Below are 25,947 nucleotides of genomic sequence, written 5' to 3'. Positions count from 1 at the left end.
TTTTGATCTTCAAACCGCAATCGAAGGCAGCGCCAACCCGTTAAGGGATTCGGCGCTGCTCGCCTGCTCCGCCATCAACCAATCGACAAACCGCTGAATCAACACCCCACGCCGTTTGCGCTGCGGCAAAACCACGTAATACCCCAACCGCGACAGCGTCGTTTCAGCAATCGGCCGGCACAACAAACCTTGCGTCAGCAAGTTATCCACAAGGTGCCGCCAACCAATCGCCACGCCTTGCCCGCCGATCGCCGCTTGGATCAACAGCGTGTAATTGTCGAAACGCAACTGCCCCGGCGCTGGCGGCGTGCTGATGCCTAACTCGCGAAACAGTCCGCTCCAGTCAAACCAGTTACTGCTGTTTTCGCCACGCAAGTGCAACAAAGGCAACTCAAGCAACGCCTGAGCGGGCAAGGGCAGGGCGCGTTCCTTGAGCAATTGCGGGCTGCACACCGGGAACACTTCTTCGCTGAACAACCAATGGCTCTCGCCCTGCTTGAAGCGCCCGTCGCCAAACAGGATCGCCACGTCGATGTCGGTGCGCAGCATGTTGTGGTTGCGTTCGCTGGTGACCAGGCTGACGTCGACGTGGGGATTGGCCTCATGGAAGCGGTGCAGACGCGGCATCAGCCAGTACGCGGCGAAGGCGAAGTCGGTGGCGACCTGCAGTACCTCATGTTGCTGCTGTGCGCTGATCGCGCTCAACCCGGCGTCGATATTCTGCAAACCCAGGCTAACTTGCTCGAAAAGGATTACACCGACTTCGGTTAACTCGATGCCTCGGTAGATGCGATCAAACAGCCGCGTGCCGAGCTGTTCCTCCAGCCGTTTGATCTGCTGGCTGATTGCCGGTTGCGTGGTGCCCAGTTCGACCGCTGCTGCAGTAAAACTGCGATGACGAGCGGCGGCTTCGAAGGCGCGTAGCAGGTCGAGCGACAGATCGCCCAAGGCTTCATACATAAGCTGTGCTTATCCTAGTCATTGCCCGGCGCGGGCTTTACCTGATAGAGCATGGACTCCATGCTCGATCGCAGCAATGTCGCATAAATATTCACTATGGAATGCCGCGATCACATGAAGCGCAAGAATATTCTTTTCATCATGGCCGATCAGATGGCCGCGCCAATGTTGCCGTTCTACGGCCCATCGCCAATCAAACTGCCGAATCTTTCCCGCCTCGCCGAACAAGGCGTGGTGTTCGATGCCGCTTACTGCAACAGCCCGTTGTGCGCGCCGTCGCGTTTCACCCTGGTCAGCGGCCAGTTGCCGAGCAAGATCGGCGCCTACGACAACGCTGCCGATTTCCCTGCTGATGTGCCGACTTACGCCCACTACTTGCGCCGTCTCGGCTACCGCACGGCGCTGTCGGGCAAGATGCATTTCTGCGGCCCGGATCAGTTGCACGGCTATGAAGAGCGTCTGACCAGCGACATTTATCCGGCCGATTACGGTTGGTCAGTGAACTGGGATGAGCCGGACGTGCGGCCGACCTGGTATCACAACATGTCCTCGGTATTGCAGGCCGGGCCGTGCGTGCGCACCAACCAACTCGATTTCGACGAAGAGGTGGTGTTCAAGGCGCAGCAGTACCTGTTCGATCACATCCGCGAAGATGGTGATCAGCCGTTTTGCCTGACGGTATCGATGACTCACCCACACGATCCGTACACGATTCCCAAGGCTTTCTGGGATTTGTACGACGATGCCGATATCCCTTTGCCTACAACCCCGGATCAATACGAACTCGATCCGCACTCGCAGCGCCTGCTCAAGGTTTATGACCTGTGGGATAAACCGCTGCCTGTGGATAAGATCCGCGATGCGCGTCGGGCGTACTTCGGGGCTTGCAGCTATATCGACGCCAACGTCGGCAAACTTCTGCTAACCCTCGAGGAAACCGGGCTGATCGATGACACGATCATTGTTTTCTCCGGCGACCACGGCGACATGCTCGGCGAGAAAGGCCTCTGGTACAAAATGCACTGGTACGAGATGGCCGCCCGCGTGCCGCTGTTGATCAGTGCGCCGGGGCAGTTCGCTTCGGGCCGCATCAGTTCTGCCGTGTCGACCGCCGACCTGCTACCAACCTTCGTTGAACTGGCCGGCGGCACCCTGGAGCCGGGCTTGCCACTGGATGGCCGCTCGCTGGTCTCGCATCTGCAAGGGCAGGGCGGTCACGACGAAGTGTTCGGCGAGTACATGGCCGAGGGCACCGTCAGCCCGTTGATGATGATCCGTCGCGGCGCCTACAAATTTATCTACAGTGAAAGCGACCCTTGCCTACTCTTCGACGTAAGCAACGACCCGCGCGAACTGGAAGAACTCAGTCAATCGCCCCAACATCGCCAGCTGTTCGACGATTTTCTCGCTGAAGCGCGGGCCAAATGGGACATTCCGGCGATTCACCAAGAGGTGCTCGCCAGCCAGCGCCGCCGCCGTTTTGTCGCCGACGCACTAACGATCGGCAAGCTGAAGAGCTGGGATCACCAGCCTCTGGTGGACGCCAGTCAGCAGTACATGCGCAACCACATCGACCTCGATGATCTGGAACGCAAAGCACGTTATCCACAACCCTGCCAAAACCAATAATGTTAAGGGGAAGTCCATGCGTAAGTTATCCACAGTAGTGACGGTTGGCCTGCTCGCGCTAAGCAGCGCTGCGGCGTTCGCCGAGCAGAGTTGCGACACGGTGAAAATGGCCGACCCGGGCTGGAGCGACATTGCCGCGACCAACGCGATCACCGGGTTTCTGCTGGACGGCATGGGCTACAAGGCCAAGGTCGACACCCTCGCGGTGCCTATCACCTTTGGCGGTTTGAAGGATGGCCAGGTGGATGTCTTCCTCGGTAATTGGATGCCGGCGCAGCAGGGCTTCTACGACAAGTTCGTCGCTACCGGCGATGTCACGCAACTGGCGAAAAACCTCGACGGCACCGAGTTCACCCTCGCCGTGCCGGACTACGTGTGGGACGCGGGTGTGCATAACTTTGCCGATCTGAATAAGTATGCCGACAAGTTTGATCGCAAGATTTACGGCATCGGCTCGGGTGCGCCGGCGAATATCTCGTTGCAGGAAATCATCAAGAAGAACGACTTCGACATGGGGCAGTGGAAGCTGATCGAGTCCAGCGAACAGGCGATGCTGGCGGAAGTGTCGCGGGCGGTGAAGAAACAGAAATTCGTCACCTTCCTTGGCTGGACGCCGCACCCGATGAACGTGCAGTTGAAGATGCATTACCTGAAAGGTGGCGAGAAGTACTTTGGCGACACCGGCAGCGTATTTACGTTGACGCGTAAGGGCTATGCCGAGGCGTGTCCGAATGTGGGTAAATTGCTGACCAATCTGTCGTTCACTCAGGAGATGGAGAACAGCATCATGGCTGAGGTGGTGAACAAGAAGGTCACTAATGCCGCGGCGGCGAAGGCGTGGATCAAGGCGAATCCGGCGGTGTTGGACAAGTGGCTGGACGGGGTGAAGACGGTAGACGGGAAGGATGCGTTAGCGGCGGTTAAGGCGAAGCTTTGATTGTGGGGTGGCTGGATGAGTGATCGGCTTGAGATTTTTGCCCCCTCACCCCAGCCCTCTCCCCCAAGGGGGCGAGGGGAAAGGGAGCCGATCGTTGTTGGATTCTAAACTTACGCTCAACTCCGAAATTGCAGGTCAGTGCATCTCCATCAAACACCTCGGTCAGTTCCCTCTCCCTCCGGGAGAGGGCTAGGGTGAGGGCCCTTTCCCTGACACCCTGATAACCTTGAACAAAACCCCAACCGCGAGGATCCATGGCCTTCCCCAGCCGCCACTCTCTCTTCCCCTTCCTCACCTGGCTCCCGCGGCAATCCCGCGCCAGCGTAGGACGGGATCTGATCGTTGGCCTCAGCGGCGCAATTCTCGCGTTACCCCAGTCGATTGCCTACGCACTGATTGCCGGTCTCCCACCCGAATACGGTCTCTACGCTGCAATCATTCCGGTGTTGATCGCCTGCCTGTGGGGCTCATCGTGGCACCTGATCTGCGGCCCGACAGCCGCTATTTCCATCGTGCTGTTCGCCAGCGTCAGCCCTTTGGCCGTGCCGGCGTCGCAGGACTACATCACTCTGATCCTGCTGCTGACCTTCCTCGCCGGAATTTTCCAGTGGCTGCTCGGCCTGCTGCGCTTCGGCGCGCTGGTGAATTTCGTCTCGCATTCAGTGGTGCTCGGCTTCACCCTCGGTGCGGCGGTGGTGATCGCCATTGGCCAATTGCCGAACCTGTTGGGGCTGGAGTTACCGGCGAAAGCCACGGCGTTGGCGAGTCTGATGGATCTGCTGCAACACCTCAGGGCTGTGGATAAACCTTCACTCATTCTCGGCGTGGCCACAGTGGTGGTCGGCGTGTTGCTGAAACAACTGCTGCCGCGCTGGCCAACGCTGTTGATCACGCTGGTGCTCGCCAGTCTGTTGGTGTGGCTGTGGCCGGCAATGTTTGGCCATGTGCATCTGGTCAGCGCCTTCGTCGGGCGCTTGCCGCCGTTCAGTGCGTTGCCACTGGATCTGGACTTGATCCTGCGTTTGCTGCCGAGCGCCGTGGCGGTAGGCATGCTCGGGCTGGTCACCAGCCTGTCGATCGCGCGCTCGATTTCCGCTCGGTCACAGCAGTTGCTCGACGCCAATCAGGAAGTCCGCGCGCAGGGTCTATCGAATATTGTCGGGGCGTTTTTTTCCGGGTCGTTGTCGGCCGGATCGTTTACTCGCTCGGGATTGAGTTATGAGGCGGGCGCCTGTTCGCCACTGGCCGGGGTGTTTTCGGCGATCTGGGTGGCGCTGTTTGCAATTTTCGGTGCGGGGCTGATTTCACACATTCCGATTCCCGCCATGGCCGGCAGCATTCTGTTGATTGCCTGGGGATTGGTCGATCATCGCGGCATCCGCGCATTGCTGCGGGTCAGCCGTGCCGAGTTCGTGGTCATGGCGCTGACCTGCCTCGCGACATTGTTACTGGAATTGCAGACGGCGATTTATGCCGGGGTGCTGGCGTCGCTGTTCTTCTATCTCAAGCGCACCTCGCAGCCGCGCGTGCAGCATTGGCGCGACGGTGAGGATGATGTGTTGCGGGTTGGCGGCTCGATCTTTTTCGGCGCCAGCCATTACCTGCAAGTGCGCTTGCAGCGGATGCACGGCGCGCGGGTGGTGATCGAGGCGCAGCAGATCAACTTCATCGATTATTCGGGGGTGGAGATGCTGCATCAGGAGGCGCGGCGCTTGTTGAGCCAGAATCGTAGTTTGACCTTGCGCCGGGCGCGGCCGCAGGTGGTGGAGGAATTGAGAAAGCTTGAGGGGCCTGAGAAATGTCCGATCCGGTTTGAAGACTGATCGACGATCTGTAGGAGCAAGGCTTGCCCGCGATGAACGATAACGCGGAGCAACTGATTGACCGAGGTGCCCGATTCGCGGGCAAGCCTTGCTCCTACAGGGCCAGTTGTCGACGCAGCTCTGTGAGCACGGGCGCCGTGTCTGGGCGCACACCCCGCCAAAGGAAGAATGCCTCAGCGGCCTGCTCGGCCAACATCCCCAACCCATCCATCGACACCGCCGCGCCATGTTCGCTGGCCCAGCGGCAGAACGCCGTCGGTTCCTTGCCGTACATCATGTCGTAACACAGGGTTTTGCCCGGTTCGATCAGGCTCGGCGCAATCGGCGGTACATCACCGGTCAGGCTCGCCGACGTGGCATTGATGATCACGTCCACCGGCTCACGCAACCAGTCAAACCCGCTCGCCGAGACCGGCCCCAGATCGCAGAACAACTCGGCCAGCAACTCAGCCTTGTCCACCGTGCGATTGGCGATGATCACCGACGCCGGTTTCTCCGCCAGCAACGGCTCCAGCGCGCCACGCACTGCACCGCCCGCACCGAGCAGCAAAATGCGTTTGCCGGTCAGGCTGAACCCGGCATTCACCGTCAGATCCCGCACCAGTCCGGCGCCGTCGGTGTTGTCGCCGAGCAATGAACCGTCGGCGAGTTTGCTCAAGGTATTCACCGCGCCAGCACGTTTTGCTCGGGCGGTCAGGCTGTTGGCCAGACGATAGGCGTCTTCCTTGAACGGCACGGTCACATTGGCGCCGCGACCTTGTACGAAAAAGGCTTTAGCACAGCCGGAAAAATCGTCGAGCGGCGCCAGCAGGGTGCTGTAGTCGAGGCTCTGGCCGGTCTGTTCGGCGAACAATTTGTGAATCATCGGCGATTTGCTGTGGCCGATCGGGTTACCGAAAACGACGTAACGATCCATCAGAAATCCTCAGGCTTCGGCCAACCAGTCGCGGTCTTGCAGGAAGTACTCGGTCAGGCGCGCTTCTTCGCTGCCCGGTTCAGCCTTCCAGTCATAGCCCCAGCGCACTTGTGGTGGCAGCGACATCAGGATCGACTCGGTACGTCCGCCCGATTGCAGGCCGAACAACGTGCCACGGTCATAAACCAGGTTGAACTCGACGTAACGGCCACGGCGGAATTCCTGAAATTCGCGCTGCTGCGCGGTAAACGCAGCGTTTTTGCGGCGCTGCACAATCGGCAGATAAGCATCGATGTAGGCGTCGCCGATGGCGCGCATGAAAGCGAAGCTGGTGTCGAAGTCCCACTCGTTCAAGTCATCGAAGAACAACCCGCCGATGCCGCGCGGTTCGTGGCGGTGCTTGATGTGGAAGTAGGTGTCGCACCAGGCCTTGTAGCGCGGATAAACGTCGGTGCCGAATGGCGCGCAGGCCTGTTCGGCGACGCGATGCCAGTGGATGCAGTCTTCTTCGTTGCCGTAATACGGGGTCAGGTCGAAGCCGCCACCGAACCACCAGACCGGCTCTTCGCCTTCTTTCTCGGCGATGAAAAAACGCACATTGGCGTGGGACGTCGGCACATGCGGGTTGTGCGGGTGGATCACCAGCGACACGCCGAGGGCCTCGAAACCGCGACCGGCCAATTCCGGGCGATGGGCGCTGGCCGATGGCGGCAGACCGCTACCGAAAACGTGGGAAAAGTTGACGCCGCCCTTTTCGATCAGCGTGCCATTCTCGATCACGCGGGTGCGACCGCCACCGCCGGCAGGCCGGGTCCAGGCGTCTTCGACGAAGCGCGTGCCACCGTCTTCGCTTTCGAGTGCGGCGCAGATGCGGTCTTGCAGGTCGAGCAGATAGGCCTTTACGGCGTCGGTGCGGGTCGTCATGGCTTCACCTTGAATCGGGCGGCGCCCCGCAGGCGGGCGACGCAAATGGGCGCGTAGCATACCACCGCAGAACAGCGCGCCGCAGTTGACGAAGATCAAGCATGGGAGTTGGATAGGGGGTTCACGAAAGACCCAAGGAGAGCAGGCAGATGGCAAAGCGTATCCAGTTCCGCGCCCACGGCGGCCCCGAAGTGCTCGAATTTGTTGATTACGAACCCGCCGCACCCGGCCCGAATCAAGTGCGCGTGGCGAACAAGGCGATTGGCCTGAATTTCATCGACACCTATTACCGCAGCGGTCTGTATGCGCCGCCAGCCTTGCCGTCCGGCCTCGGCGCCGAAGGTGCAGGCGTGGTTGACGCGGTCGGTAGCGGCGTCACCCGCTTCAAGGTCGGCGATCGCGTGGCCTACGGCAGTGGCCCGCTGGGCGCCTACAGTGAGTTGCACGTTTTGCCTGAAGCCAATCTGGTGAAACTGCCGGATGAAATCAGTTTCGAAACCGCCGCCGGCGTGATGCTCAAGGGCCTCACCGTGCAGTACCTGCTGCGCCAGACCTATGAATTGAAGGGTGGCGAAACCATTTTGTTCCACGCCGCTGCCGGTGGGGTCGGTTCGCTGGCCTGCCAATGGGCCAAGGCGCTGGGCGTAAAGTTGATCGGCACCGTCAGCTCGAAAGAGAAGGCTGAGCTGGCCAAGGCTAATGGCGCTTGGGCGACCATCGATTACAGCCACGAAAACGTTGCCGAACGCGTGCTGGCGCTGACCGATGGCAAGAAAGTCCCGGTGGTTTACGACGGTGTGGGCAAGGACACGTGGCTGACGTCGCTGGACAGCGTTGCACCGCGCGGTCTGGTGGTGAGTTTTGGTAATGCGTCAGGTGCGGTGGACGGGGTGAACCTGGGGATTCTTGCGGCGAAAGGCTCGCTGTACGTGACCCGGCCGACACTGGCGACTTACGCCAATAACGCTGAGAATTTGCAGCGGATGGCCGATGAGTTGTTTGAGATGATCATCAGCGGCAAGATCAAGGTGGATATCAGTCAGCGCTATTCGTTGGCAGAGGCGGCGAAGGCGCAGATTGAGTTGTCGGCTCGACGCACTACAGGTTCGACCATTCTGTTGCCTTGAGGACGCCATCGCTGGCAAGCCAGCTCCCACAAGAATCTTCGGTGGACATAGATTTTATGTACAACGCCGAACCTGTGGGAGCTGGCTTGCCAGCGATGGGAGCAACTCGGTTTTAGGCCGGGCGCACAATGTTGCCCGTGGCCAAATCACGAATCAGGCTCGGGTTCTTGCGCCCACCCAATTCCCCGCCCAACACCAGATCAATCTGCCCACGGAAATACTGTTCAACACGCAACCGCGTGCGCGCTGCCGGGCGCCCTTGCGGGTTGGCCGAGGTCGAAATCAATGGCCCGACCATCGAGCACAGATCCCGCACCTGCGGATGATCGCTAACGCGCAACGCCACCGTGTCATGCACACCCGTCACCCATTCCGGCAACAAGCCCTGATGTGGCACCAGCCAGGTGTTCGGCCCCGGCCAGGTGCTGGCCATGCGGTCGAGCCACTCTTGCGGGAAGTCTTCGAACAGAAAGTCGAACTGGCGAATGTTGTCGGCGACCAGAATCAGGCCCTTATTGACCGAGCGATTCTTGATCGCCAGCAGCCGATCCACCGCTTCTTCATTCCACGGGTCGCAACCCAGGCCCCAGACGGCTTCGGTTGGATAGGCAATCACCGCCCCGGCGCGAATCTCTCGTGCGGCTTGTTGCACACGCCAACTGTTGACCATGAAAAAACTCTCCACAAACAGGTTTCGCGCAGTTTACCGATCTTCCTTGTAAAACCTAGCTCACCCGCGCAAACCAGCGGCCGTTTTCACTCACCGCGCGGCCATCCATTTCCAGTTCGGTCAGCGCTGCCAGCACTTTCGGTAACGCCCAGCCGCTGCTGTCGGCCAGACCTTCGCTGGTATGCGGCGCGGCGTGCAGCAACATGAGCAGTGGATGATCGACTTGCGGCGTGTCTGTGGACAGCGGCAAGCGCTGCCAGCCGCGCAGGGCTTCGAGGATGTGCTCGATGGTTTCCACGAGCACCGCGCCATCGCGAATCAACTGGTGACAACCGCGCGCGCCGGGGTGATGAATCGAGCCGGGAATCGCGTAAACCTCGCGCCCCTGTTCCGCTGCCAGCCGCGCCGTGATCAAGGATCCGCTAGCAACGCTGGCCTCGACCACCAGAACGCCAAGGGACAAACCGCTGATGATCCGGTTGCGCCGGGGGAAGTTGCTCGCGGTCGGCCCGGCGTCCAGCGGAAACTCCGAAAGCACCGCGCTGCCGGACGCAATCATCGCGTCGCAGAGGCGTCGATTGCGCTGTGGATAAAAGTTTTCCAGCCCAGTGCCGAGCACCCCGACGGTCAGCCCGCCGACATCCAGCGCGGCTTGATGCGCAGCAGCATCAATGCCCAGCGCCAGACCGCTGGTGATGACAAAACCGGCCCCGGCGAGGCTGCGGGAAAACGCCGCCGCCGTGTCCATTCCCGGACGCGAAGCGCGGCGGCTGCCGACCATCGCCAACTGCGGTTTCTCCAGAATCAGTGGATCACCCGCGACAAACAGCAGCGGCGGCGGATCAGGAATCTGCGCCAGCAGTGCCGGGTAATCCGGCTGATCCCACATCAGCAAATGATGCTCCGGCCGCTCTAGCCAGCGCATTGCGTGGCTGGCGCCATCGCGCACTTGCGGGCAACGGCGCGCTTCAGCACTCGCCGTCGGCATTCCCAGCGAACGCCAGGCACTCGCGGGCGCGCTGATGGCTTTTGAGGCCGAGCCAAAGGCTTCGAGCAATTTGCTAAAACGCTTCGGGCCGATTTCCGGCAAGCGGTGCAGGCGCAGGCGCGCTTCCAGTTCTGCCGGGGAAACCGGCGCGGAGGCAGACATCATCATGGATCATCCTTGATCGTTATAAGCTCCGAACCATTCGGAACAAGCTGTGGATAACTCTGTTGGTAACTTGTGAAGCAAGCTTACGGATTTCGCACCTTGTCGAGCACTGCCAGCGAGCGCGATGCGTTAAGGACGAGGCCGTAACTGAGTTTGTCGTAGGTGCGGAACACCATCAGCAACCCGGCGCGTTCGTCGGGAATTTTCAGCGGCTGACCAGTGATACGGTCGCGCACGGTTTCGCCGGTTTTCATGACCTCCAGCACGTTGCCTTCGACCAATCCGTCGCGTTTGCCCTTGTTCAGGGTGACCACGTCCATCACGCCGATCTGAGTGACGCCGCGTGGTACGTCGATGATCACGCCGTTGATCTGGGTAGCGGGTGCGCTGGGCATGAACGTCGAGTTGATTGAACGCTCTTCGCCGCTGAACAAACGGTCGCCGAGGCGCACTTCCTGCGTGGTGCGTTGCAGGGCGAGGGTGGCGACGTCACCTTCGGTCGCGACGATTTCACCGGCGCCGATGTCGTCGGCGTTGATGCCGAGGAACTCCTTGGTCTGCGGATCGGTGTAGACCTTGCCCTGGCGGAAAATGCCGTAGACCGGTTGATTCGGGTCGAAATGGCCGCGCGCGTAGATGCGGTCGCCGGTACCGCTGAGTACTCGTTCGGCATCGCCGGCGACGATATACGGCGCCTTGTCGAAATCTTCGGCCTTGTCGACGATGCGGTTGCTCAGCAGAAAACTGTTGATCGATTTCAGCGGAATGCTCGGAATCGCTTCGGCCACCGGGCTGGTGCGAATCCGTGGTGAGAGTTTGATGGTGCCGCGCGACTCGCCGCGATTGAGCGTCAGACGCGGCTGGCCATTGACGTAGCTGAGCGTCAGCGTGTCGCCGGGATAGATCAGGTTGGGGTTTTCAATTTGCGGATTGGCCCGCCACAACTGCGGCCATTGCCAGGGCTCGCGCAGGTATTTGCCGGAAATGTCCCAGAGTGTGTCACCCGTAACCACCGTGTATTGCTGTGGAAAACCATCCCTGAGTTGCACTTGCCCTTGCGCTACGCCGGCCGAAGCCAGGAACAGCAGGGCGAGTAGTGTTTTCCTCATGCAGTGAATCCCTTTATCATGTGCGTTCGCGTGAACCGTCAGAGCCCCCGTGGCTCGCTTGAGCAAAATGCACAAGCTACGCTTCACAAACGGTAGCCTGCATCTTCGGACCTGCCAGGCCATCGACCCGACTTTACTCAACACGTGCAGCAATCAAAGCCTATGGCCATTTTAGACATCCTCGAATTTCCGGACCCGCGTCTGCGCACTATCGCCAAACCTGTGGCTGTAGTGGACGACGAAGTGCGTCAGTTGGTCGACGACATGTTTGAAACAATGTATGAAGCGCCGGGCATCGGCCTCGCCGCGACCCAGGTCAACGTGCACAAACGTATCGTCGTGATGGACCTTTCCGAAGACCGTACCGAGCCCCGGGTGTTCATCAACCCCGAGTTCGAATCGCTGACCGAAGAAATGGAGCAATACCAGGAAGGCTGCCTCTCGGTACCGGGTTTCTACGAAAACGTCGACCGCCCGCAGAAGGTCAAGATCAAGGCGCTGGATCGCGACGGCAAGCCCTATGAACTGATCGCCGAAGGCCTGCTCGCGGTGTGCATCCAGCACGAATGCGACCACCTCAACGGCAAATTGTTCGTCGATTACCTGTCCACGCTCAAACGCGACCGGATCAAGAAGAAACTGGAAAAGCTCCACCGCCAGAACGCTTGATGCCCCTCCTTCAAAGGCTTGCTGCGGCAAGCCTTTTTCTTTTCAAGAGACGCCTTCCATGACTGAGCCACTGCGCATCGTTTTTGCCGGTACCCCGGAATTTGCCGCCGAACACCTCAAGGCCCTGCTAAGCAGCCCTTACGAGATCGTTGCGGTCTACACCCAACCGGATCGTCCGGCCGGTCGCGGGCAAAAACTGATGCCGAGCCCGGTCAAACAGCTCGCGCTGGAAAATAATATCCAGGTGTTGCAGCCGCCGACGTTGCGCAACGCTGACGCTCAAGCCGAGCTGGCCGCGTTGAAGCCGGATTTGCTGGTGGTGGTCGCCTACGGCCTGATCCTGCCGCAAGCGGTGCTGGATATTCCGCGCCTGGGTTGCATCAACAGTCACGCCTCGTTGCTGCCACGCTGGCGCGGTGCGGCGCCGATCCAGCGCGCCGTCGAACACGGTGATGCCGAAAGCGGCGTGACCGTGATGCGCATGGAAGCTGGCCTCGACACCGGGCCGATGCTGCTCAAGGTCGTCACGCCGATCACGGGCGAAGACACTGGCGGCTCCTTGCATGATCGCCTCGCCGAGATGGGCCCGCCGGCCGTGGTGCAAGCGATTGCCGGTCTGGCCGCAGGCACGCTGGAAGGTGAAGTGCAGAACGATGAACTCGCCACCTACGCGCACAAATTGAACAAAGACGAAGCACGCATCGACTGGAGCCGTCCGGCGGTTGAACTGGAGCGACTGGTGCGCGCCTTCAATCCATGGCCGATCACCCACAGCACCCTCAACGGTGAAGCGCTGAAAGTGCTGGCGGCGACCATTGCCGAGGGCAACGGCGCGCCGGGTGAAATCCTCAGCGCCAGCAAGGACGGCCTGGTCGTCGCGTGCGGCGAACAGGCGCTGTGCCTGACCCGCCTGCAGTTGCCCGGTGGCAAAGCGCTGAACTTCAGCGATCTGTTCAACAGCCGTCGCGAGAAATTCGCTGTCGGCACGGTGCTCGGCGCAGCGGTGGACGCGCAATGAACCCGCGTCTGGCCGCCGCCAAGGCACTCGCCGCCGTGCTCAGCGGCAAAGCTTCGCTGAACAGTTCGCTGCCGACACAACTGGACAAGGTCGAGGATCGCGATCGCGGTTTCACTCAGGATCTGGCGTTCGGCACCGCGCGCTGGCAACCACGCCTGTCGGCACTGGCGGAAAAACTTCTGCAGAAACCGTTCAAAACCGCCGACGCCGATGTCGAGGCGTTGCTGCTGGTCGGCCTCTACCAATTGCTCTACACCCGCGTGCCGGCCCACGCCGCCATCGGCGAAACCGTCGGTTGCGCCGACAAGCTGAAAAAACCGTGGGCCAAAGGCCTGCTCAACGCGGTGCTGCGCAACGCTCAGCGCGAAAGCGAGACGATTTTCGCCGAACTCGAGCGCGATCCAGTGGTGCGCACCGCTCACCCGCGCTGGCTGCAGAAATCCCTCAAGGCTTTCTGGCCGGAACAGTGGGAAGCCATCTGCGAAGCGAACAACGCGCATCCGCCGATGATCCTGCGCGTTAATCGTCGCCATCACAGCCGCGACGCTTACCTCGGCTTGCTGACTGAGGCCGGGATTGCCGCGACGCCCTGCGTTTACAGCCGCGACGGCATCATTCTCGAAGCCGCCGCCGATGTGCGCAGCCTGCCGGGTTTCGCCGAAGGCTGGATCAGCGTGCAGGACGAAGCGGCGCAACTGGCCGCCGACCTGCTCGACCTGGCGCCAGGCCAACGCGTGCTCGACGCCTGCTGCGCGCCGGGTGGCAAGACTTGTCACATCCTCGAAGCCGAAGCGGCGCTGGCCGGCGTGGTCGCGGTGGATCTGGAAGCCAAGCGTCTGGTGCGCGTGAAGGAAAACCTTGAGCGCCTCGGCCTCAACGCCGAACTGATCGCCGCTGACGGTCGCGACACCGAAAAATGGTGGGACGGCAAACCGTTCCAGCGCATCCTGCTCGACGCGCCGTGCTCGGCCACCGGCGTGATCCGTCGCCATCCGGACATCAAGCTGACCCGTCAGCCGGACGACATCGTCGCCCTCGCGCAACTGCAAGGCGAGCTGCTCGACGCCATGTGGAAAACCCTCGAAGTCGGCGGCATTCTGCTTTATGCCACCTGCTCGACGCTGCCGACCGAGAACACCGAAGTCATCGCCGCGTTTCTTGAGCGCACACCGGGCGCCCGCGAACTGGATCTGGCCACCACGGCCGGGATCAAACAGCCCCATGGTCGCCAATTGCTGGCCCAGCAGGGCGGGCATGACGGGTTCTACTACGCCAAGCTGATCAAGATCGCTGCCGCACGCGGCTAAATGGATTCAATGGAGTGACTGGATGAAAATCATCATCCTCGGGGCAGGGCAGGTCGGCGGTTCGCTGGCTGAGCACCTCGCCAGCGAAGCCAACGACATCACCGTGGTCGACACCGACGGCGAACGCCTGCGCGACCTCGGCGACCGTCTCGACATCCGTACCATTCAGGGCCGAGGCTCGTTGCCGACGGTGCTGCGTCAGGCCGGCGCGGACGACGCCGACATGCTGGTGGCGGTGACCAACAGCGACGAAACCAACATGGTCGCCTGCCAGGTCGCCCACACGTTGTTTCACACGCCGACGAAAATCGCCCGGGTGCGCGAAGCCTCGTACCTGACGCGCGAAGAGCAGTTGTTTCAGAACGAAGCGATTCCGGTCGACGTGCTGATCAGCCCCGAGCAAGTGGTGACCAATTACATCAAGCGCCTGATCGAATATCCGGGCGCGTTGCAAGTGATCGACTTCGCCGGAGGTCAGGCGCAACTGGTCGCGGTGCGCGCCTATTACGGCGGGCCGCTGGTCGGTCAGCAACTGCGCCAGTTGCGTGAGCACATGCCGAATGTCGAAACCCGCGTCGCAGCGATTTTCCGTCGTGACCGGCCGATCTTGCCGCAGGGCGACACGGTGATCGAGGCCGACGATGAAGTCTTCTTCATCGCCGCCCGCGAGAATATTCGCGCAGTGATGAGCGAAATGCGCCGTCTCGACGAAACCTACAAACGCATCGTCATTGCTGGCGGCGGGCAGATCGGTGAGCGCCTGGCCGAGGCCATCGAAAGCCGCTATCAGGTGAAAATCATCGAGATGAACCCGGCACGCTGCCGCTACCTCTCCGACACCCTCGACAGCACCGTGGTGCTGCAGGGCAGCGCGTCCGACCGCGATTTGCTGCTGGAAGAGAACATCGCCGACGCCGATATCTTCCTCGCGCTGACCAACGATGACGAAGCCAACATCATGTCGTCGCTGCTGGCCAAACGGCTGGGGGCGAAGAAGGTCATGACGATCATCAACAACCCGGCCTACGTCGACCTGATTCAGGGCGGCGACATCGACATCGCCATCAGCCCGCAACTGGCGACCATCGGCACGTTGCTGGCGCACGTACGCCGTGGCGATATCGTCAGCGTGCACTCACTGCGTCGCGGCGCGGCGGAAGCGATCGAGGCAATTGCCCACGGTGATGCGAAATCGAGCAAGGTGATCGGCAAGCCGATCGAGAAGATCGGCCTGCCGCCGGGCACCACGATTGGCGCGGTGATCCGCAACGAACAAGTGATCATTGCCCACGACGACACGGTGATCGAGGCGGGCGACCATGTGATTCTGTTCCTTGTGGATAAAAAGCATATTCGCGATGTGGAGAAGCTGTTTCATGTGGGGCTGAGCTTCTTCTGAGGTTGATCGTTCCCACGCTCCGCGTGGGAATGCAGCCCGGGACGCTCTGTCCCAAGAGCGGACGCAGAGCGTCCATTGAGGCATTCCCACGCGGAGCGTGGGAACGATCACTGAAGCGAGGGTGCAAAAATGCTCGAATCCCTGGAAAAAATGCTCGCCAAGGGTGTGGATAACTCCCTGCTGCGCTTCGGCCTGGGCAAGGGCTATCTGGATCTGGGCGAAAACGGCAAAGCCGCCGAACATTTCCAGCGCTGCGTCGGCTTCGATCCGAAGTATTCCGCCGCGTGGAAACTGTTGGGCAAAGCGCAACTGGCGCTGGGCGACACTGCCGCCGCACGTCAGGCGTGGGAACAAGGTCTGGAAGCCGCCCGCGCCCATGGCGACAAGCAGGCCGAGAAGGAAATGACGGTGTTTTTGAAGAAACTCGATCGTCAGGCGCAGTGACGTTCTACAAGTAGCGCAAACCGATGCCTTCGGCGTCGACCGTTACCACTTCCATTCGCACCCGTGGCGCGCCTGTGGGTAAATCCTGAACTTGGCCATAGACGACCGCGCCCTTGGGCAATGATGCCAGGCTCGGATGCTGCACATAGACCCCGGTCGGCGATAGGTTGCGGGTTTGCCCGAGGCATTCGCCGAAGCTGTCGTGGGTGATTTTGATGCGGAAGGATTTGCGGTGTTCGGACATCTTGGTGCGCCCTTTGAGGAACGGATCTGTGGATAACCTCAAGCAGGATCAAAAGATCGCAGCCTTCGGCAGCTCCTACGGGTTATCCACAGAGTGTGCCAACTTCGTCAGTACCAGCGTTCTTCGCCGGGTGGGCGCTTTTTGAAGCGTTTCATGCTCCACATGTACTGGCTCGGATACGCCGCCACGTAACGCTCGACGACTTTGCTCATCGCTGCGCAGGATTCTGCGGTGTCGGTGCTGTACATGGCTTCGGGCGCGGCTTCGAGGATCACTTTGTAGCCAGAACCGTCGGGCAGGCGCAGCGCATGCAGGAACACGCCGACCGCTTTGCCACCGGCCAACATGTTCGGCACGAATTTGCTGGTCAGCGCTTGAGTGGCGAAGAACGGCACGAAAATCCCGGCGGATTCGGCCGGTTCCGGGTCAGCGGGAATGCCCACTGCACCACCTTTGCGCACTTCCTTGATCACGCTGAGGATGCCTTCCTTGGTGGAGGCGGCAACTTTGTTGCCCAGTTGCACGCGCTGTTTGCGCAGCAAATCGTCCACAGCCTTGAGCTTTGGCGGACGGTAGAAAATGATCGGTTTGCACTGGCTGCAATAGAAGTGGTTGAGCACTTCCCAGTTGCCGAGGTGGCTGGTGATGCCGACCACGCCTTTACCCGAGGCCAAAGCGTCTTTGAGCACGTCGAGGCCTTCGACTTCGCGCACCAGATCAATCGAACGCTGCGCCGGCCAGATCCACGCGCAGGCGCTTTCGGTCAGCGACTTGCCGATGTCTTTCAGGCTCTGCCCGACCAATCGTTCACGCTCGGCCGGATCCATCTGTGGAAAACATTTGGCGAGGTTGATCCGCACCACGTCGCGGGAGCGGTTGGGGGTTTTCCACATGATCCAGCCGATCGCCGAACCCACGGCCTGAACGGCCCGCCATGGCAGCAGGGCAAACAGCCGCAGAGCGCCTACCAGCAAGGCGCCTTTAAACTTTTCCACAGGTCACTCCTGATCTTGTGCGGTGCGCGAGGCGGCCATTCTAACCGGCGTTGACCAGCTGCGCGTAGCGGTCGCAGTCGCGGGTGTGATCCATGACCATGCCCGAAGCCTGCATCAGCGCGTAGCAAATGGTCGGGCCGACGAACGTGAAACCGGCCTTTTTCAGGGCTTTGCTCATCGCCAACGCTTCGGGGGTAATCGCCGGGACTTCGCTGCGATCCTTGAAATGATTGATGATCGGTTGGTCGTTGACGAACGACCAGAGGAAGGCCACCGGATCCTCCAGCGCCAGCCAGGCTTGGGCATTACGGCGGGCGGCGTTGAGTTTGAGGCGGTTGCGGATGATCCCCGGATCGAGCATCAATTCGTCGATTTCGGCGTCGCTCATCTGCGCCACGCGCTGCACGTCGAAGCCGAACAGCACCTCGCGATAACGCTCGCGTTTGCGCAGCACGGTGATCCACGACAGCCCGGCCTGGAACCCTTCGAGCAAAAGCAACTCGAACAAACCCTGCGCATCGCGTAGCGGCGTGCCCCACTCCTGATCGTGATAAGCCATGTACAGCGGATCTTCGGTACACCAAAAGCAGCGTGGCATAAGGCTCCAGGGGGTGGAGGTGCGACTGAATCGGGTATACTCCCGCTCTTTAAATCGCAGCCCAAGAAACAGGTGAATTTCGTGAGCCAGCCTACGCCAGCCGTGCGTACCTTCCAAGACTTGATCCTCGCGCTCCAGCAATACTGGGCCGAGCAAGGTTGCGTGGTACTTCAGCCCTACGATATGGAAGTAGGCGCCGGCACTTTCCACACCGCGACCTTCCTCCGTGCCATCGGCCCGGAAACCTGGAACGCCGCTTACGTGCAGCCAAGCCGCCGTCCGACTGACGGCCGTTACGGCGAAAACCCGAACCGTCTGCAGCACTACTATCAGTTCCAGGTCGTGCTGAAGCCGAACCCGGACAACTTCCAGGAACTGTACCTGGGCTCCCTCAAGCATGTCGGCCTCGATCCACTGGTTCACGACATCCGCTTCGTCGAAGACAACTGGGAATCGCCGACCCTCGGCGCCTGGGGTCTGGGCTGGGAAGTCTGGCTGAACGGTATGGAAGTGACTCAGTTCACTTACTTCCAGCAGGCGGGCGGCATCGAGTGCTACCCGGTGACCGGCGAGATCACTTACGGTCTTGAGCGTCTGGCCATGTACCTGCAAGGCGTGGATTCGGTCTACGACCTGGTCTGGGCTGACGGCCCGATGGGCAAAGTCACCTACGGCGACGTGTTCCACCAGAACGAAGTGGAGCAGTCCACTTACAACTTCGAACACGCCAACGTCGACAAACTGTTCGAACTGTTCGACTTCTATGAAAGCGAAGCCAAGCGCCTGATCGAACTCGACCAGCCGCTGCCGTTGCCGAGCTACGAAATGGTGCTGAAGGCGTCGCACACCTTCAACCTGCTGGATGCGCGCCGGGCAATCTCGGTGACCGCGCGTCAGCAATACATTCTGCGCGTACGCACCCTGGCGCGTTCCGTTGCGCAAGCCTACCTGCTGGCTCGCGCCAAGCTGGGCTTCCCGATGGCGACCCCGGATCTGCGTGACGAAGTACTGGCCAAGCTGGAGGCAGCACAATGAGTGCGCAAGATTTTCTGGTTGAACTGGGCACCGAAGAACTGCCACCGAAAGCCCTGAACACCCTGGCTGACGCGTTCCTCGCCGGTATCGACAAGGGCCTGCAAGCCGCTGGCCTGAGCTATGAGACTAAAACCGTCTACGCCGCGCCGCGCCGTCTGGCTGTGCTGATCACCGCGCTGGCTACCCAGCAACCGGATCGCAGCATCAACCTCGACGGCCCGCCACGTCAGGCGGCGTTCGACGCTGAAGGCAATCCGACTCAGGCAGCCTTGGGTTTCGCCAAGAAGTGCGGCGTTGATCTGAGCGAAATCGACCAGAGCGGCCCGAAACTGCGTTACAGCCAGAGCATCGCCGGCAAGCCGACCGCGAGTCTGCTGCCGACCATCGTCGAAGATTCGCTGAACGACCTGCCGATCCCGAAACGCATGCGTTGGGGTGCGCGCAAGGAAGAGTTCGTGCGTCCGACCCAATGGCTGGTGATGCTGCTCGGTGACCAGGTCATCGACTGCACCATCCTCGCGCAGAAGGCCGGCCGTGATTCCCGTGGTCACCGCTTCCATCACCCGGAAAGCGTGCGCATCGGTTCGCCGTCGAGCTACCTCGCCGACCTGCGTGCCGCTTACGTGCTGGCCGACGCCAACGAGCGTCGCGAGATCATCAGCAAGCGCACCGAAGAGCTGGCCACCCGTCAGGAAGGCACGGCCATCGTGCCGCCGGCACTGCTCGACGAAGTCACCGCGCTGGTTGAATGGCCGGTGCCGCTGGTGTGCTCGTTCGAGGAACGCTTCCTCGACGTGCCGCAAGAAGCGCTGATCACCACCATGCAGGACAACCAGAAGTACTTCTGCCTGCTGGATGCCGACGGCAAGTTGCTGCCACGTTTCATCACTGTGGCCAACATCGAAAGCAAAGACCCGCAGCAAATCATCGCCGGTAACGAGAAAGTGGTTCGCCCACGTCTGACCGACGCCGAGTTCTTCTTCAAGCAAGACAAGAAGCAGAAGCTCGAAGCTTTCAACGATCGCCTGAAAAACGTGGTGTTCCAGGAAAAACTCGGCAGCGTCTACGACAAGGCCGAGCGCGTATCGAAACTGGCTGCGTACATCGCCGCGCGCATTGGCGGCAACGCTTCGTGGGCTGCTCGCGCTGGCCTGCTGTCGAAGTGCGACCTGGCCACCGAAATGGTTGGCGAGTTCCCGGAGATGCAAGGTGTCGCCGGTTACTACTACGCCCTCAATGATGGCGAGCCGGAAGACGTCGCGCTGGCGCTGAACGAGCAATACATGCCACGCGGTGCCGGTGCTGAACTGCCAGCCACCCTGACCGGTGCGGCCGTCGCGATCGCTGACAAGCTCGACACCCTGGTCGGTATCTTCGGTATCGGCATGCTGCCAACGGGCAGCAAAGACCCGTATGCCCTGCGCCGTGCGGCACTCGGCGTGCTGCGTATCCTCATCGAGAAGAAACTCGACCTCGACCTCAACGACGCCGTGGCGTTCGCCGTGAATGCGTTCGGCACCAAGGTCAAGGCTGCCGGCCTCAACGAATCCGTGCTGGAATTCATCTTCGACCGTCTGCGTGCGCGTTATGAAGACGAAGGCGTTGAAGTCGCCACTTACCTGTCGGTACGTGCCCTGAAGCCGGGCTCGGCTCTGGACTTCGATCAGCGCGTGCAAGCGGTGCAGGCCTTCCGCAAACTGCCGGAAGCGGCAGCGCTGGCGGCGGTGAACAAGCGTGTGTCGAACCTGTTGAGCAAACTCGAAGGCGCGGTACCGACCGAGGTACAAGCGAAGTACTTCGACAACGCCAACGAGTTCTCGCTGTACTCGGCGATCCAGCAAGCGGATCAAGCGGTACAACCGATGGCTGCGGCGCGTCAGTACAACGAATCGCTGGCACGCCTGGCGGCATTGCGTGAGCCGGTGGATGCGTTCTTTGACGCGGTAATGGTCAATGCCGACGACGCCAATGTCCGGGCCAACCGTTACGCGCTGCTGGCGCGTCTGCGTGGCCTGTTCCTCGGCGTTGCCGACATTTCGCTGCTGGGTTGAGGGATTGCTGTTGAAACTGCTGATTCTCGATCGGGACGGAGTGATCAATTACGACTCCGACGCTTACATCAAGTCAGTGGCGGAGTGGATTCCGTTGCCCGGCTCGATCGAAGCGATTGCGCAGTTGAGCAAGGCCGGCTGGACGGTGGCGGTGGCCACCAACCAGTCGGGCATTGCTCGCGGCTACTATGACCTCGCCACCCTCGATGCCATGCACGCGCGCTTGCGTGAGCTGGTCGCGGAGCAGGGCGGTGAAGTCGGACTGATCGTGTACTGCCCGCATGGGCCGGACGAAGGCTGCGATTGCCGCAAGCCGAAACCGGGGATGTTGAAAACCATCGCGGCGCATTACGACGTCGAGCTGAGCAATGTCTGGTTCGTCGGCGACAGCCTTGGTGACCTGGAGGCTGCCAAAGCCGTCGATTCACAGCCAGTTTTGGTAAAGACCGGAAAAGGCGAAAAGACTCAGGGCAAAACCCTGCCGGTTGGCACTCTGATTTTTGACGATCTGGCGGCGATTGCCGCAGAACTTATCCACAACTAGAGTACTTCTGAAGTTCCTGACCAGGGATTGATCGGGAGTGCGCTTGAACACTCGGGCATTGCCCCGTCACGGTAAACGTCACTATGTCGATACTGCGGGCCATCAGGATTTTTCTCTTTTACCTGCTGCTGGGCACCACCTCCCTGCTGTGGTGCAGCTTGAGTTTTTTCATCGCGCCGTTTCTGCCGTTCAAGGCGCGTTATCGTTTTATCAACGTGTACTGGTGCCGTTGCGCCTTGTGGTTGACCAAGGTGTTTCTCGGTATCCGTTACGAAATCAAGGGCGCGGAAAACGTGCCTGACCGGCCCTGCGTGATTCAATCGAACCACCAGAGCACCTGGGAGACGTTCTTTCTCTCCGCTTATTTCTCGCCGTTGAGCCAAGTACTCAAACGCGAATTGCTTTACGTGCCGTTCTTCGGCTGGGCCATGGCCATGTTGCGGCCTATCGCGATTGACCGTGACAACCCGAAAGCTGCACTGAAACAAGTCGCCGCCAAAGGTGACGAGCTGCTCAAGGACAACGTTTGGGTGCTGATCTTTCCGGAAGGCACACGCGTGCCATTTGGCACTGTCGGCAAGTTCTCCCGCAGTGGCAGCGCGTTGGCGGTGAATGCGGCGCTTCCGGTACTGCCGATTGCACACAATGCCGGCAAATTCTGGCCGAAAGTCGGCTGGGGCAAAAAGTCCGGCGTGATCACGGTGGTCATCGGCGAACCGATGTACGCCGAAGGCACAGGCCCGCGCGCCATCGCCGAGTTGAACGACCGGGTGCAAGCCTGGAACGAGAAAACTCAACGCGAAATGGGCTCTCTGCCACCGGCCCCGCAGGCACCAGTCGCCAATGATCAGATCGCTGTCTGAGATTTTGTGGATAACCTGTGTACGGTTTTTTTGAAAAGGCTTGAATATTGATATTAAGTAATTGATTTACTTATATATTTCTCAAGCTCATAAAAGACCGTAAAAGGTGCATAAGTTTTTTTTCGATGTAAAAAACCGGCTGATATAGCCGGTTTTTTTGTGGCTGATCATTCGTGAATCAGCGGTAACTCCAGCAGGAATGTGGTGCCTTGATCGACCACGCTGCGGCATTCGATTTTACCGCCATGGTGATCAACCACCGCTTTGACCATCGACAGGCCCAGCCCCACACCATCGATGCCTTGGGCGGAGGAAAAACGGCGGTACTGACTGAACAGATCCGGCAATTCATCGGCGGCGATGCCTTTGCCTTGATCGATCAATTCGCAGTGCAACCATTCCTCACGGCAACGGACGCGTAGGGTAATCGTGGTGTCGGCCGGGCTGTACTTGATCGCGTTTTCCAAAAGGTTGAACAGTGCGCGGGTCAGCAAGCCTTGGTCGGCATTGATCAGACGTTCCTGCGATTCCTCATCCATATCATGCAGCAGCTCGATGCCTTTCTGCTGGGCAATGGGCAACGCTTGATCCAGCACGTCGAGCACCAGCATCGCGAACAACGTCGGTTGAAATTGGTAAGTCTCAGACTCGGCTCGCGCCAGCAGAACAAAACCGTCGGTCAGATCCAGCGCGCGGCGCACCTGACGTTCGATCTGCTCGAACAACGGCGCATCAGCCCCGGCCTGATGGCGATGCACATCCAGCAAAGCGAGGATCGCCGAGTGTGGCGCGCGCAGGTCGTGCGACAGAAAGCGCAGCAACACGCTGCGTTGTTCTTCCGCCGCGCGTTCGGCACTGAGGTCAGTGAGGCTCAGCAGCCAGCCAATCGGCGTGTCACCGTCCACCGGCAGCAGGGCGGCACGTTCCAGGCGCAGGCTGCGTTCCTTGTGGTCACGGAATTCCAGCAGCGGCAGGGTGGATAACGCTGGACGTGGCTCTGTGGATAATTCCGGATAACCGAGGCGGGCGAGCTGATCGAGGACGTCGTCGCCCACTAATGCTGTATCGAACAACGCGCGGGCCTTGCGATTGCCCAGCAGGATCTGCCCCTTGGGATCGCTGATCAGTGTGGCGACCGGCAGATACTCCAAACCGTCTGCGATGAAACGCCGGGTATCGCGAGTGCGGCTCATGGCTTGTTCGAGGGCCATGATCTGCCCCTGCAAACGATCGGCGCCGGTGAATTGCGTGCGGCGGCGCTCGGGGAAAACCTTGGGTTCACCGTCCAGCCGCGTCAGCTCCCAGCCGAAATAAGTCAGCACCACGCTCAGGCGCCGCCAGTTCCAGATCAGATAGCCGAACAGCATTCCCAGCACCGCCGGCGTCGGCGACCACCAGCGGCGCATCTCCGCCAACCCGGCGCTGGTCAGCAGCACGCCGGCCATGCCAACCAACGTTATCCACAACGCCCAGCGCGGACGCCACAACAGCAAACCAAGTACGCACGCCACCAGGCCCACCGAAAGCATGGCTCCCATGACGGGGGTGATATCGCGCAGGTTGACCTGCGCGCGATACGACAACAGCGCAGTCAGCGGCAACAGCACTATACTTATCCACAACCACTCGCGCACCAGCCGTCGAAACAGGCGCTGCACCTGGCTGGGCTCACGGCTTTCGCGCCGGCGATTAGTGTTCATTTGGAAAAACGGCAGGGCAGGGTGAATGGTTTCATGGGCCACAGGTCTGAGACGTAGACCCGAAGAATCATAGCGGACGTCGACCAACGGCGGGCTGCTTACTTTCACTGCGAGGGCCGAGCGACTATGGTTGTCCGCCAACTGCCCAAGCAACAAGGAATGACCGCGAATGCGCGTTGCGATTCTGGACGACGAACCCGCCGAACTGCGCCGGGTCGAGCAAACCCTGCAGCAAATGGCCGATGCCGGCGAACAGCCGTGGTCACTGCACAGCTTCGAGCGTGGCGAAGACCTGCTGCGCCAACTGCGCCGGGAAACCTTCGACCTGCTGATCCTCGACTGGCAACTGCCCGACCTCACCGGCCTGGCACTGCTGCGCTGGACCCGCGAACACATGGAAGCGCCACCGGCAGCGATCATGCTCACCAGCCGTGATGGCGAGAGCGATATCGTTCAGGCGTTGAATGCGGGGGCGGATGATTATGTGAGCAAGCCGTTTCGGCCAAATGAACTGAAGGCGCGGGTCGCTGCGGTGTTGCGTCGGCACAGCCAGCAACGTGCGGCGGCGACAGAAGTGCTGAGCTTTAATGATCTGACGTTTGATGACGTTGAACTGACCGTCACCCGCGAGGGAAAGCCGATTGTCATGACCGAGCGCGAGTATCGACTGGCGCGGTGTCTGTTCAGCAACCTGGGGAGGCCGTTATCGCGGGATTATCTGTATGAACGGTTTTGGCCGCATGAGGAGATGGCTTCGTCGCGGCCGCTGGATACGCATATCTATCGCCTGCGGAACAAGCTCGGGCTGACGGCGGATCGAGGTTGGCAGTTGTTGACGATTTATGGGTATGGGTATCGGTTGGAGAGTGTGGTGTCGAACTCGCACTAATGGTTCTGGTTGTTTCACTCTTCTCCGGCGCGACCCTTCAATTTTTTGATCGCAGATTCCAACTGCTTGATGCTGGTAGCCGGCATTGGAAGATCCTCTGGCATGGTGCCGCCAAGTTCGGAAATGGTTTCTCTGACTTTTCGACCAACCTGCAGGTGAACTTCGTTAGCTTGTTGCTTGCCCTGAACATTGTCGCGACGCAATTTATCTTCAGCCTGAGTCGCTCGAAATAAATTAGCGGCCAGTTCAGTCGAGCCCATGTGATCAAGAATTTTTTGGCTTTTTTTGAGGCCTTTGCGCTGGTGGATCGCTTTCTGATCAAGTCCTCCGTAGAGCCCTTGATATCCATGATTCTGGAAAACGGCGAAATCCAATTCTGTTTCAACGCCTGCCTGCTGTGCCGTTTCAACCAGAAGTTTGTTGTGCTCGCGTAACTCATTGCGCAGCAGCAAACGCTTCTGATCGTCCCTTAGACTCTGAAATTCGGAATCGTCTGTCAGCTCCTGACGTCGGGTCTGAATCGCAAAGTAGGTTTGCCCTGCGGCGATGACGGCCTTGGATGGATCTCCGTTCTGGACAACCAGATAGCAGGCATAGCGGGAGAGGTGGATATCCTTCAGTTCTCGCAGAGAACCAGACCCCAAGGAGACCATTTTGCTGGCTTCAACAAAATGGTCGGATACCGAATGATCACCGTGTTCACAAGCTTGTATAGCCTTGGCGATAACGTTCTCGAAGTTACGCCACGTTCTGTATTCCAGCAGCGGAGCAAGGTCTCGGGCAGACCAATACTCCACTCCACTGTCGGTTCGGTATTTGAGGCCTTCAAACGTCTGATGCTGTTCGCTCAACGGTAAATCCTCTGCTGAATGAATAAGTCGAAAGTAGCCAGACAGAGCGTTGCACTGACGCGAGGAGTTATCAATCCGGAAAACATGTACAT

General features: G+C 60.1%; 25 protein-coding genes. 14 read left to right on the top strand and 11 right to left on the bottom strand.

Annotated features, from left to right (window positions below):
- Positions 1-9 precede the first annotated feature (9 nt).
- A complete protein-coding gene (locus KFS80_RS17665; RefSeq protein WP_212545445.1) occupies positions 10-960 on the bottom strand; it encodes a choline sulfate utilization transcriptional regulator in 951 nt (316 codons plus the stop codon).
- A gap of 114 nt (positions 961-1,074) precedes the next feature.
- Here KFS80_RS17665 and betC point away from each other — a divergent pair, with 114 nt between their 5' ends.
- The 3 genes from betC to KFS80_RS17650 all read left to right on the top strand — a co-directional run bounded on the left by betC (position 1,075) and on the right by KFS80_RS17650 (position 5,349).
- A complete protein-coding gene (gene betC, locus KFS80_RS17660; RefSeq protein ID WP_212545444.1) occupies positions 1,075-2,589 on the top strand; it encodes a choline-sulfatase in 1,515 nt (504 codons plus the stop codon).
- A 16-nt stretch (positions 2,590-2,605) separates the two neighbouring features.
- Positions 2,606-3,526: a choline ABC transporter substrate-binding protein gene (gene choX, locus KFS80_RS17655; RefSeq protein WP_212545443.1), complete on the top strand. Its 921-nt coding sequence runs from the start codon at positions 2,606-2,608 to the stop codon at positions 3,524-3,526.
- A gap of 254 nt (positions 3,527-3,780) precedes the next feature.
- Entirely contained in the window at positions 3,781-5,349 is a 1,569-nt protein-coding gene (locus KFS80_RS17650; RefSeq protein WP_212545442.1) for a SulP family inorganic anion transporter, read from the top strand.
- Between the two features lie 94 nt (positions 5,350-5,443).
- Here the strand turns inward: KFS80_RS17650 and aroE are convergent, their stop codons facing one another.
- Both aroE and hemF read right to left on the bottom strand, forming a co-directional pair.
- A complete protein-coding gene (gene aroE, locus KFS80_RS17645) occupies positions 5,444-6,265 on the bottom strand; it encodes a shikimate dehydrogenase (RefSeq protein WP_212545441.1) in 822 nt (273 codons plus the stop codon).
- Between the two features lie 9 nt (positions 6,266-6,274).
- Complete coding sequence (hemF, locus tag KFS80_RS17640) at positions 6,275-7,189, bottom strand: oxygen-dependent coproporphyrinogen oxidase (protein ID WP_053125461.1); 915 nt, start codon at positions 7,187-7,189, stop codon at positions 6,275-6,277.
- A gap of 149 nt (positions 7,190-7,338) precedes the next feature.
- Between hemF and KFS80_RS17635 the strand changes: the two genes are divergently transcribed.
- Positions 7,339-8,316, top strand: a complete 978-nt coding sequence (locus KFS80_RS17635; RefSeq protein WP_212545440.1) for an NADPH:quinone reductase — start codon at positions 7,339-7,341, stop codon at positions 8,314-8,316.
- A gap of 112 nt (positions 8,317-8,428) precedes the next feature.
- Here KFS80_RS17635 and tsaC read toward each other — a convergent pair whose 3' ends face one another.
- The 3 genes from tsaC to KFS80_RS17620 all read right to left on the bottom strand — a co-directional run bounded on the left by tsaC (position 8,429) and on the right by KFS80_RS17620 (position 11,248).
- Positions 8,429-8,986, bottom strand: a complete 558-nt coding sequence (gene tsaC, locus KFS80_RS17630; protein WP_053125335.1) for an L-threonylcarbamoyladenylate synthase type 1 TsaC — start codon at positions 8,984-8,986, stop codon at positions 8,429-8,431.
- 55 nt (positions 8,987-9,041) lie between these two features.
- Positions 9,042-10,142 carry a DNA-processing protein DprA gene (dprA, locus tag KFS80_RS17625; RefSeq protein WP_212545439.1) on the bottom strand — a complete coding sequence of 367 codons (1,101 nt, stop codon included), beginning with the start codon at positions 10,140-10,142 and terminating at the stop codon, positions 9,042-9,044.
- Between the two features lie 80 nt (positions 10,143-10,222).
- Positions 10,223-11,248, bottom strand: coding sequence for a LysM peptidoglycan-binding domain-containing protein (locus KFS80_RS17620; protein ID WP_212545438.1), 1,026 nt, complete (start codon positions 11,246-11,248; stop codon positions 10,223-10,225).
- 162 nt (positions 11,249-11,410) lie between these two features.
- On the opposite strand from KFS80_RS17620, the gene def reads away from it, so the two are divergent.
- From def to KFS80_RS17595, 5 genes are all read left to right on the top strand, one after another.
- Complete coding sequence (def, locus tag KFS80_RS17615; protein ID WP_053125329.1) at positions 11,411-11,917, top strand: peptide deformylase; 507 nt, start codon at positions 11,411-11,413, stop codon at positions 11,915-11,917.
- Between the two features lie 58 nt (positions 11,918-11,975).
- Entirely contained in the window at positions 11,976-12,935 is a 960-nt protein-coding gene (gene fmt / locus KFS80_RS17610; RefSeq protein ID WP_212545437.1) for a methionyl-tRNA formyltransferase, read from the top strand.
- Positions 12,932-14,242 (top strand): 16S rRNA (cytosine(967)-C(5))-methyltransferase RsmB, encoded by a 1,311-nt coding sequence (gene rsmB / locus KFS80_RS17605; RefSeq protein ID WP_212545436.1) that lies wholly within the window; start codon positions 12,932-12,934, stop codon positions 14,240-14,242. The genes fmt and rsmB overlap by 4 nt, the downstream gene beginning before the upstream one ends.
- Before the next feature lie 22 nt (positions 14,243-14,264).
- Positions 14,265-15,641, top strand: a complete 1,377-nt coding sequence (trkA, locus tag KFS80_RS17600) for a Trk system potassium transporter TrkA (RefSeq protein ID WP_053125322.1) — start codon at positions 14,265-14,267, stop codon at positions 15,639-15,641.
- Positions 15,642-15,770: 129 nt separating this feature from the next.
- Positions 15,771-16,085: a tetratricopeptide repeat protein gene (locus tag KFS80_RS17595; RefSeq protein ID WP_053125320.1), complete on the top strand. Its 315-nt coding sequence runs from the start codon at positions 15,771-15,773 to the stop codon at positions 16,083-16,085.
- Between the two features lie 4 nt (positions 16,086-16,089).
- On the opposite strand, the gene KFS80_RS17590 is transcribed toward KFS80_RS17595, so the two are convergent.
- The 3 genes from KFS80_RS17590 to KFS80_RS17580 all read right to left on the bottom strand — a co-directional run bounded on the left by KFS80_RS17590 (position 16,090) and on the right by KFS80_RS17580 (position 17,922).
- Entirely contained in the window at positions 16,090-16,329 is a 240-nt protein-coding gene (locus tag KFS80_RS17590; protein WP_053125318.1) for a PilZ domain-containing protein, read from the bottom strand.
- Positions 16,330-16,436: 107 nt separating this feature from the next.
- Complete coding sequence (locus KFS80_RS17585; protein ID WP_150603666.1) at positions 16,437-17,324, bottom strand: lysophospholipid acyltransferase; 888 nt, start codon at positions 17,322-17,324, stop codon at positions 16,437-16,439.
- Positions 17,325-17,364: 40 nt separating this feature from the next.
- Positions 17,365-17,922, bottom strand: a complete 558-nt coding sequence (locus KFS80_RS17580; RefSeq protein WP_212545435.1) for a DNA-3-methyladenine glycosylase I — start codon at positions 17,920-17,922, stop codon at positions 17,365-17,367.
- An 81-nt stretch (positions 17,923-18,003) separates the two neighbouring features.
- On the opposite strand from KFS80_RS17580, the gene glyQ reads away from it, so the two are divergent.
- The 4 genes from glyQ to KFS80_RS17560 all read left to right on the top strand — a co-directional run bounded on the left by glyQ (position 18,004) and on the right by KFS80_RS17560 (position 22,415).
- Positions 18,004-18,957 (top strand): glycine--tRNA ligase subunit alpha, encoded by a 954-nt coding sequence (gene glyQ, locus KFS80_RS17575; protein ID WP_025112261.1) that lies wholly within the window; start codon positions 18,004-18,006, stop codon positions 18,955-18,957.
- Entirely contained in the window at positions 18,954-21,008 is a 2,055-nt protein-coding gene (gene glyS / locus KFS80_RS17570) for a glycine--tRNA ligase subunit beta (RefSeq protein ID WP_053125315.1), read from the top strand. The genes glyQ and glyS overlap by 4 nt, the downstream gene beginning before the upstream one ends.
- A 4-nt stretch (positions 21,009-21,012) precedes the next feature.
- Entirely contained in the window at positions 21,013-21,552 is a 540-nt protein-coding gene (gene gmhB / locus KFS80_RS17565; RefSeq protein WP_178124186.1) for a D-glycero-beta-D-manno-heptose 1,7-bisphosphate 7-phosphatase, read from the top strand.
- An 83-nt stretch (positions 21,553-21,635) separates the two neighbouring features.
- Positions 21,636-22,415 carry a lysophospholipid acyltransferase family protein gene (locus KFS80_RS17560; RefSeq protein ID WP_212545434.1) on the top strand — a complete coding sequence of 260 codons (780 nt, stop codon included), beginning with the start codon at positions 21,636-21,638 and terminating at the stop codon, positions 22,413-22,415.
- A gap of 167 nt (positions 22,416-22,582) precedes the next feature.
- Here KFS80_RS17560 and KFS80_RS17555 read toward each other — a convergent pair whose 3' ends face one another.
- Positions 22,583-24,115, bottom strand: coding sequence for a sensor histidine kinase (locus tag KFS80_RS17555; RefSeq protein ID WP_212545433.1), 1,533 nt, complete (start codon positions 24,113-24,115; stop codon positions 22,583-22,585).
- A 169-nt stretch (positions 24,116-24,284) separates the two neighbouring features.
- Here KFS80_RS17555 and KFS80_RS17550 point away from each other — a divergent pair, with 169 nt between their 5' ends.
- A complete protein-coding gene (locus tag KFS80_RS17550) occupies positions 24,285-25,004 on the top strand; it encodes a response regulator transcription factor (RefSeq protein ID WP_212545432.1) in 720 nt (239 codons plus the stop codon).
- Positions 25,005-25,018: 14 nt separating this feature from the next.
- On the opposite strand, the gene dinD is transcribed toward KFS80_RS17550, so the two are convergent.
- Positions 25,019-25,855, bottom strand: coding sequence for a DNA damage-inducible protein D (dinD, locus tag KFS80_RS17545; RefSeq protein ID WP_212545431.1), 837 nt, complete (start codon positions 25,853-25,855; stop codon positions 25,019-25,021).
- Positions 25,856-25,947: the final 92 nt, after the last annotated feature.

Origin of the sequence: Pseudomonas rustica (assembly GCF_018336155.1) — a bacterium.
In the GTDB taxonomy this organism is placed as follows: domain Bacteria; phylum Pseudomonadota; class Gammaproteobacteria; order Pseudomonadales; family Pseudomonadaceae; genus Aquipseudomonas; species Aquipseudomonas rustica.
The sequence above is the reverse complement of the archived record's forward strand: the minus strand, read 5'-3'. Positions and strand labels throughout refer to the sequence as shown.

Coding starts and splice junctions, on each gene's coding strand:
- choX (WP_212545443.1), top strand. CDS start 2,606: ATGCGTAAGTTATCCACAGTAGTGACGGTTGGCCTGCTCGCGCTAAGC.
- betC (WP_212545444.1), top strand. CDS start 1,075: ATGAAGCGCAAGAATATTCTTTTCATCATGGCCGATCAGATGGCCGCG.
- KFS80_RS17650 (WP_212545442.1), top strand. CDS start 3,781: ATGGCCTTCCCCAGCCGCCACTCTCTCTTCCCCTTCCTCACCTGGCTC.
- KFS80_RS17550 (WP_212545432.1), top strand. CDS start 24,285: ATGCGCGTTGCGATTCTGGACGACGAACCCGCCGAACTGCGCCGGGTC.
- aroE (WP_212545441.1), bottom strand. CDS start 6,265: ATGGATCGTTACGTCGTTTTCGGTAACCCGATCGGCCACAGCAAATCG.
- def (WP_053125329.1), top strand. CDS start 11,411: ATGGCCATTTTAGACATCCTCGAATTTCCGGACCCGCGTCTGCGCACT.
- KFS80_RS17590 (WP_053125318.1), bottom strand. CDS start 16,329: ATGTCCGAACACCGCAAATCCTTCCGCATCAAAATCACCCACGACAGC.
- KFS80_RS17580 (WP_212545435.1), bottom strand. CDS start 17,922: ATGCCACGCTGCTTTTGGTGTACCGAAGATCCGCTGTACATGGCTTAT.
- KFS80_RS17620 (WP_212545438.1), bottom strand. CDS start 11,248: ATGAGGAAAACACTACTCGCCCTGCTGTTCCTGGCTTCGGCCGGCGTA.
- fmt (WP_212545437.1), top strand. CDS start 11,976: ATGACTGAGCCACTGCGCATCGTTTTTGCCGGTACCCCGGAATTTGCC.
- KFS80_RS17555 (WP_212545433.1), bottom strand. CDS start 24,115: ATGAACACTAATCGCCGGCGCGAAAGCCGTGAGCCCAGCCAGGTGCAG.
- rsmB (WP_212545436.1), top strand. CDS start 12,932: ATGAACCCGCGTCTGGCCGCCGCCAAGGCACTCGCCGCCGTGCTCAGC.
- trkA (WP_053125322.1), top strand. CDS start 14,265: ATGAAAATCATCATCCTCGGGGCAGGGCAGGTCGGCGGTTCGCTGGCT.
- KFS80_RS17665 (WP_212545445.1), bottom strand. CDS start 960: ATGTATGAAGCCTTGGGCGATCTGTCGCTCGACCTGCTACGCGCCTTC.
- KFS80_RS17595 (WP_053125320.1), top strand. CDS start 15,771: ATGCTCGAATCCCTGGAAAAAATGCTCGCCAAGGGTGTGGATAACTCC.
- glyS (WP_053125315.1), top strand. CDS start 18,954: ATGAGTGCGCAAGATTTTCTGGTTGAACTGGGCACCGAAGAACTGCCA.
- dprA (WP_212545439.1), bottom strand. CDS start 10,142: ATGATGATGTCTGCCTCCGCGCCGGTTTCCCCGGCAGAACTGGAAGCG.
- hemF (WP_053125461.1), bottom strand. CDS start 7,189: ATGACGACCCGCACCGACGCCGTAAAGGCCTATCTGCTCGACCTGCAA.
- KFS80_RS17560 (WP_212545434.1), top strand. CDS start 21,636: ATGTCGATACTGCGGGCCATCAGGATTTTTCTCTTTTACCTGCTGCTG.
- KFS80_RS17635 (WP_212545440.1), top strand. CDS start 7,339: ATGGCAAAGCGTATCCAGTTCCGCGCCCACGGCGGCCCCGAAGTGCTC.
- tsaC (WP_053125335.1), bottom strand. CDS start 8,986: ATGGTCAACAGTTGGCGTGTGCAACAAGCCGCACGAGAGATTCGCGCC.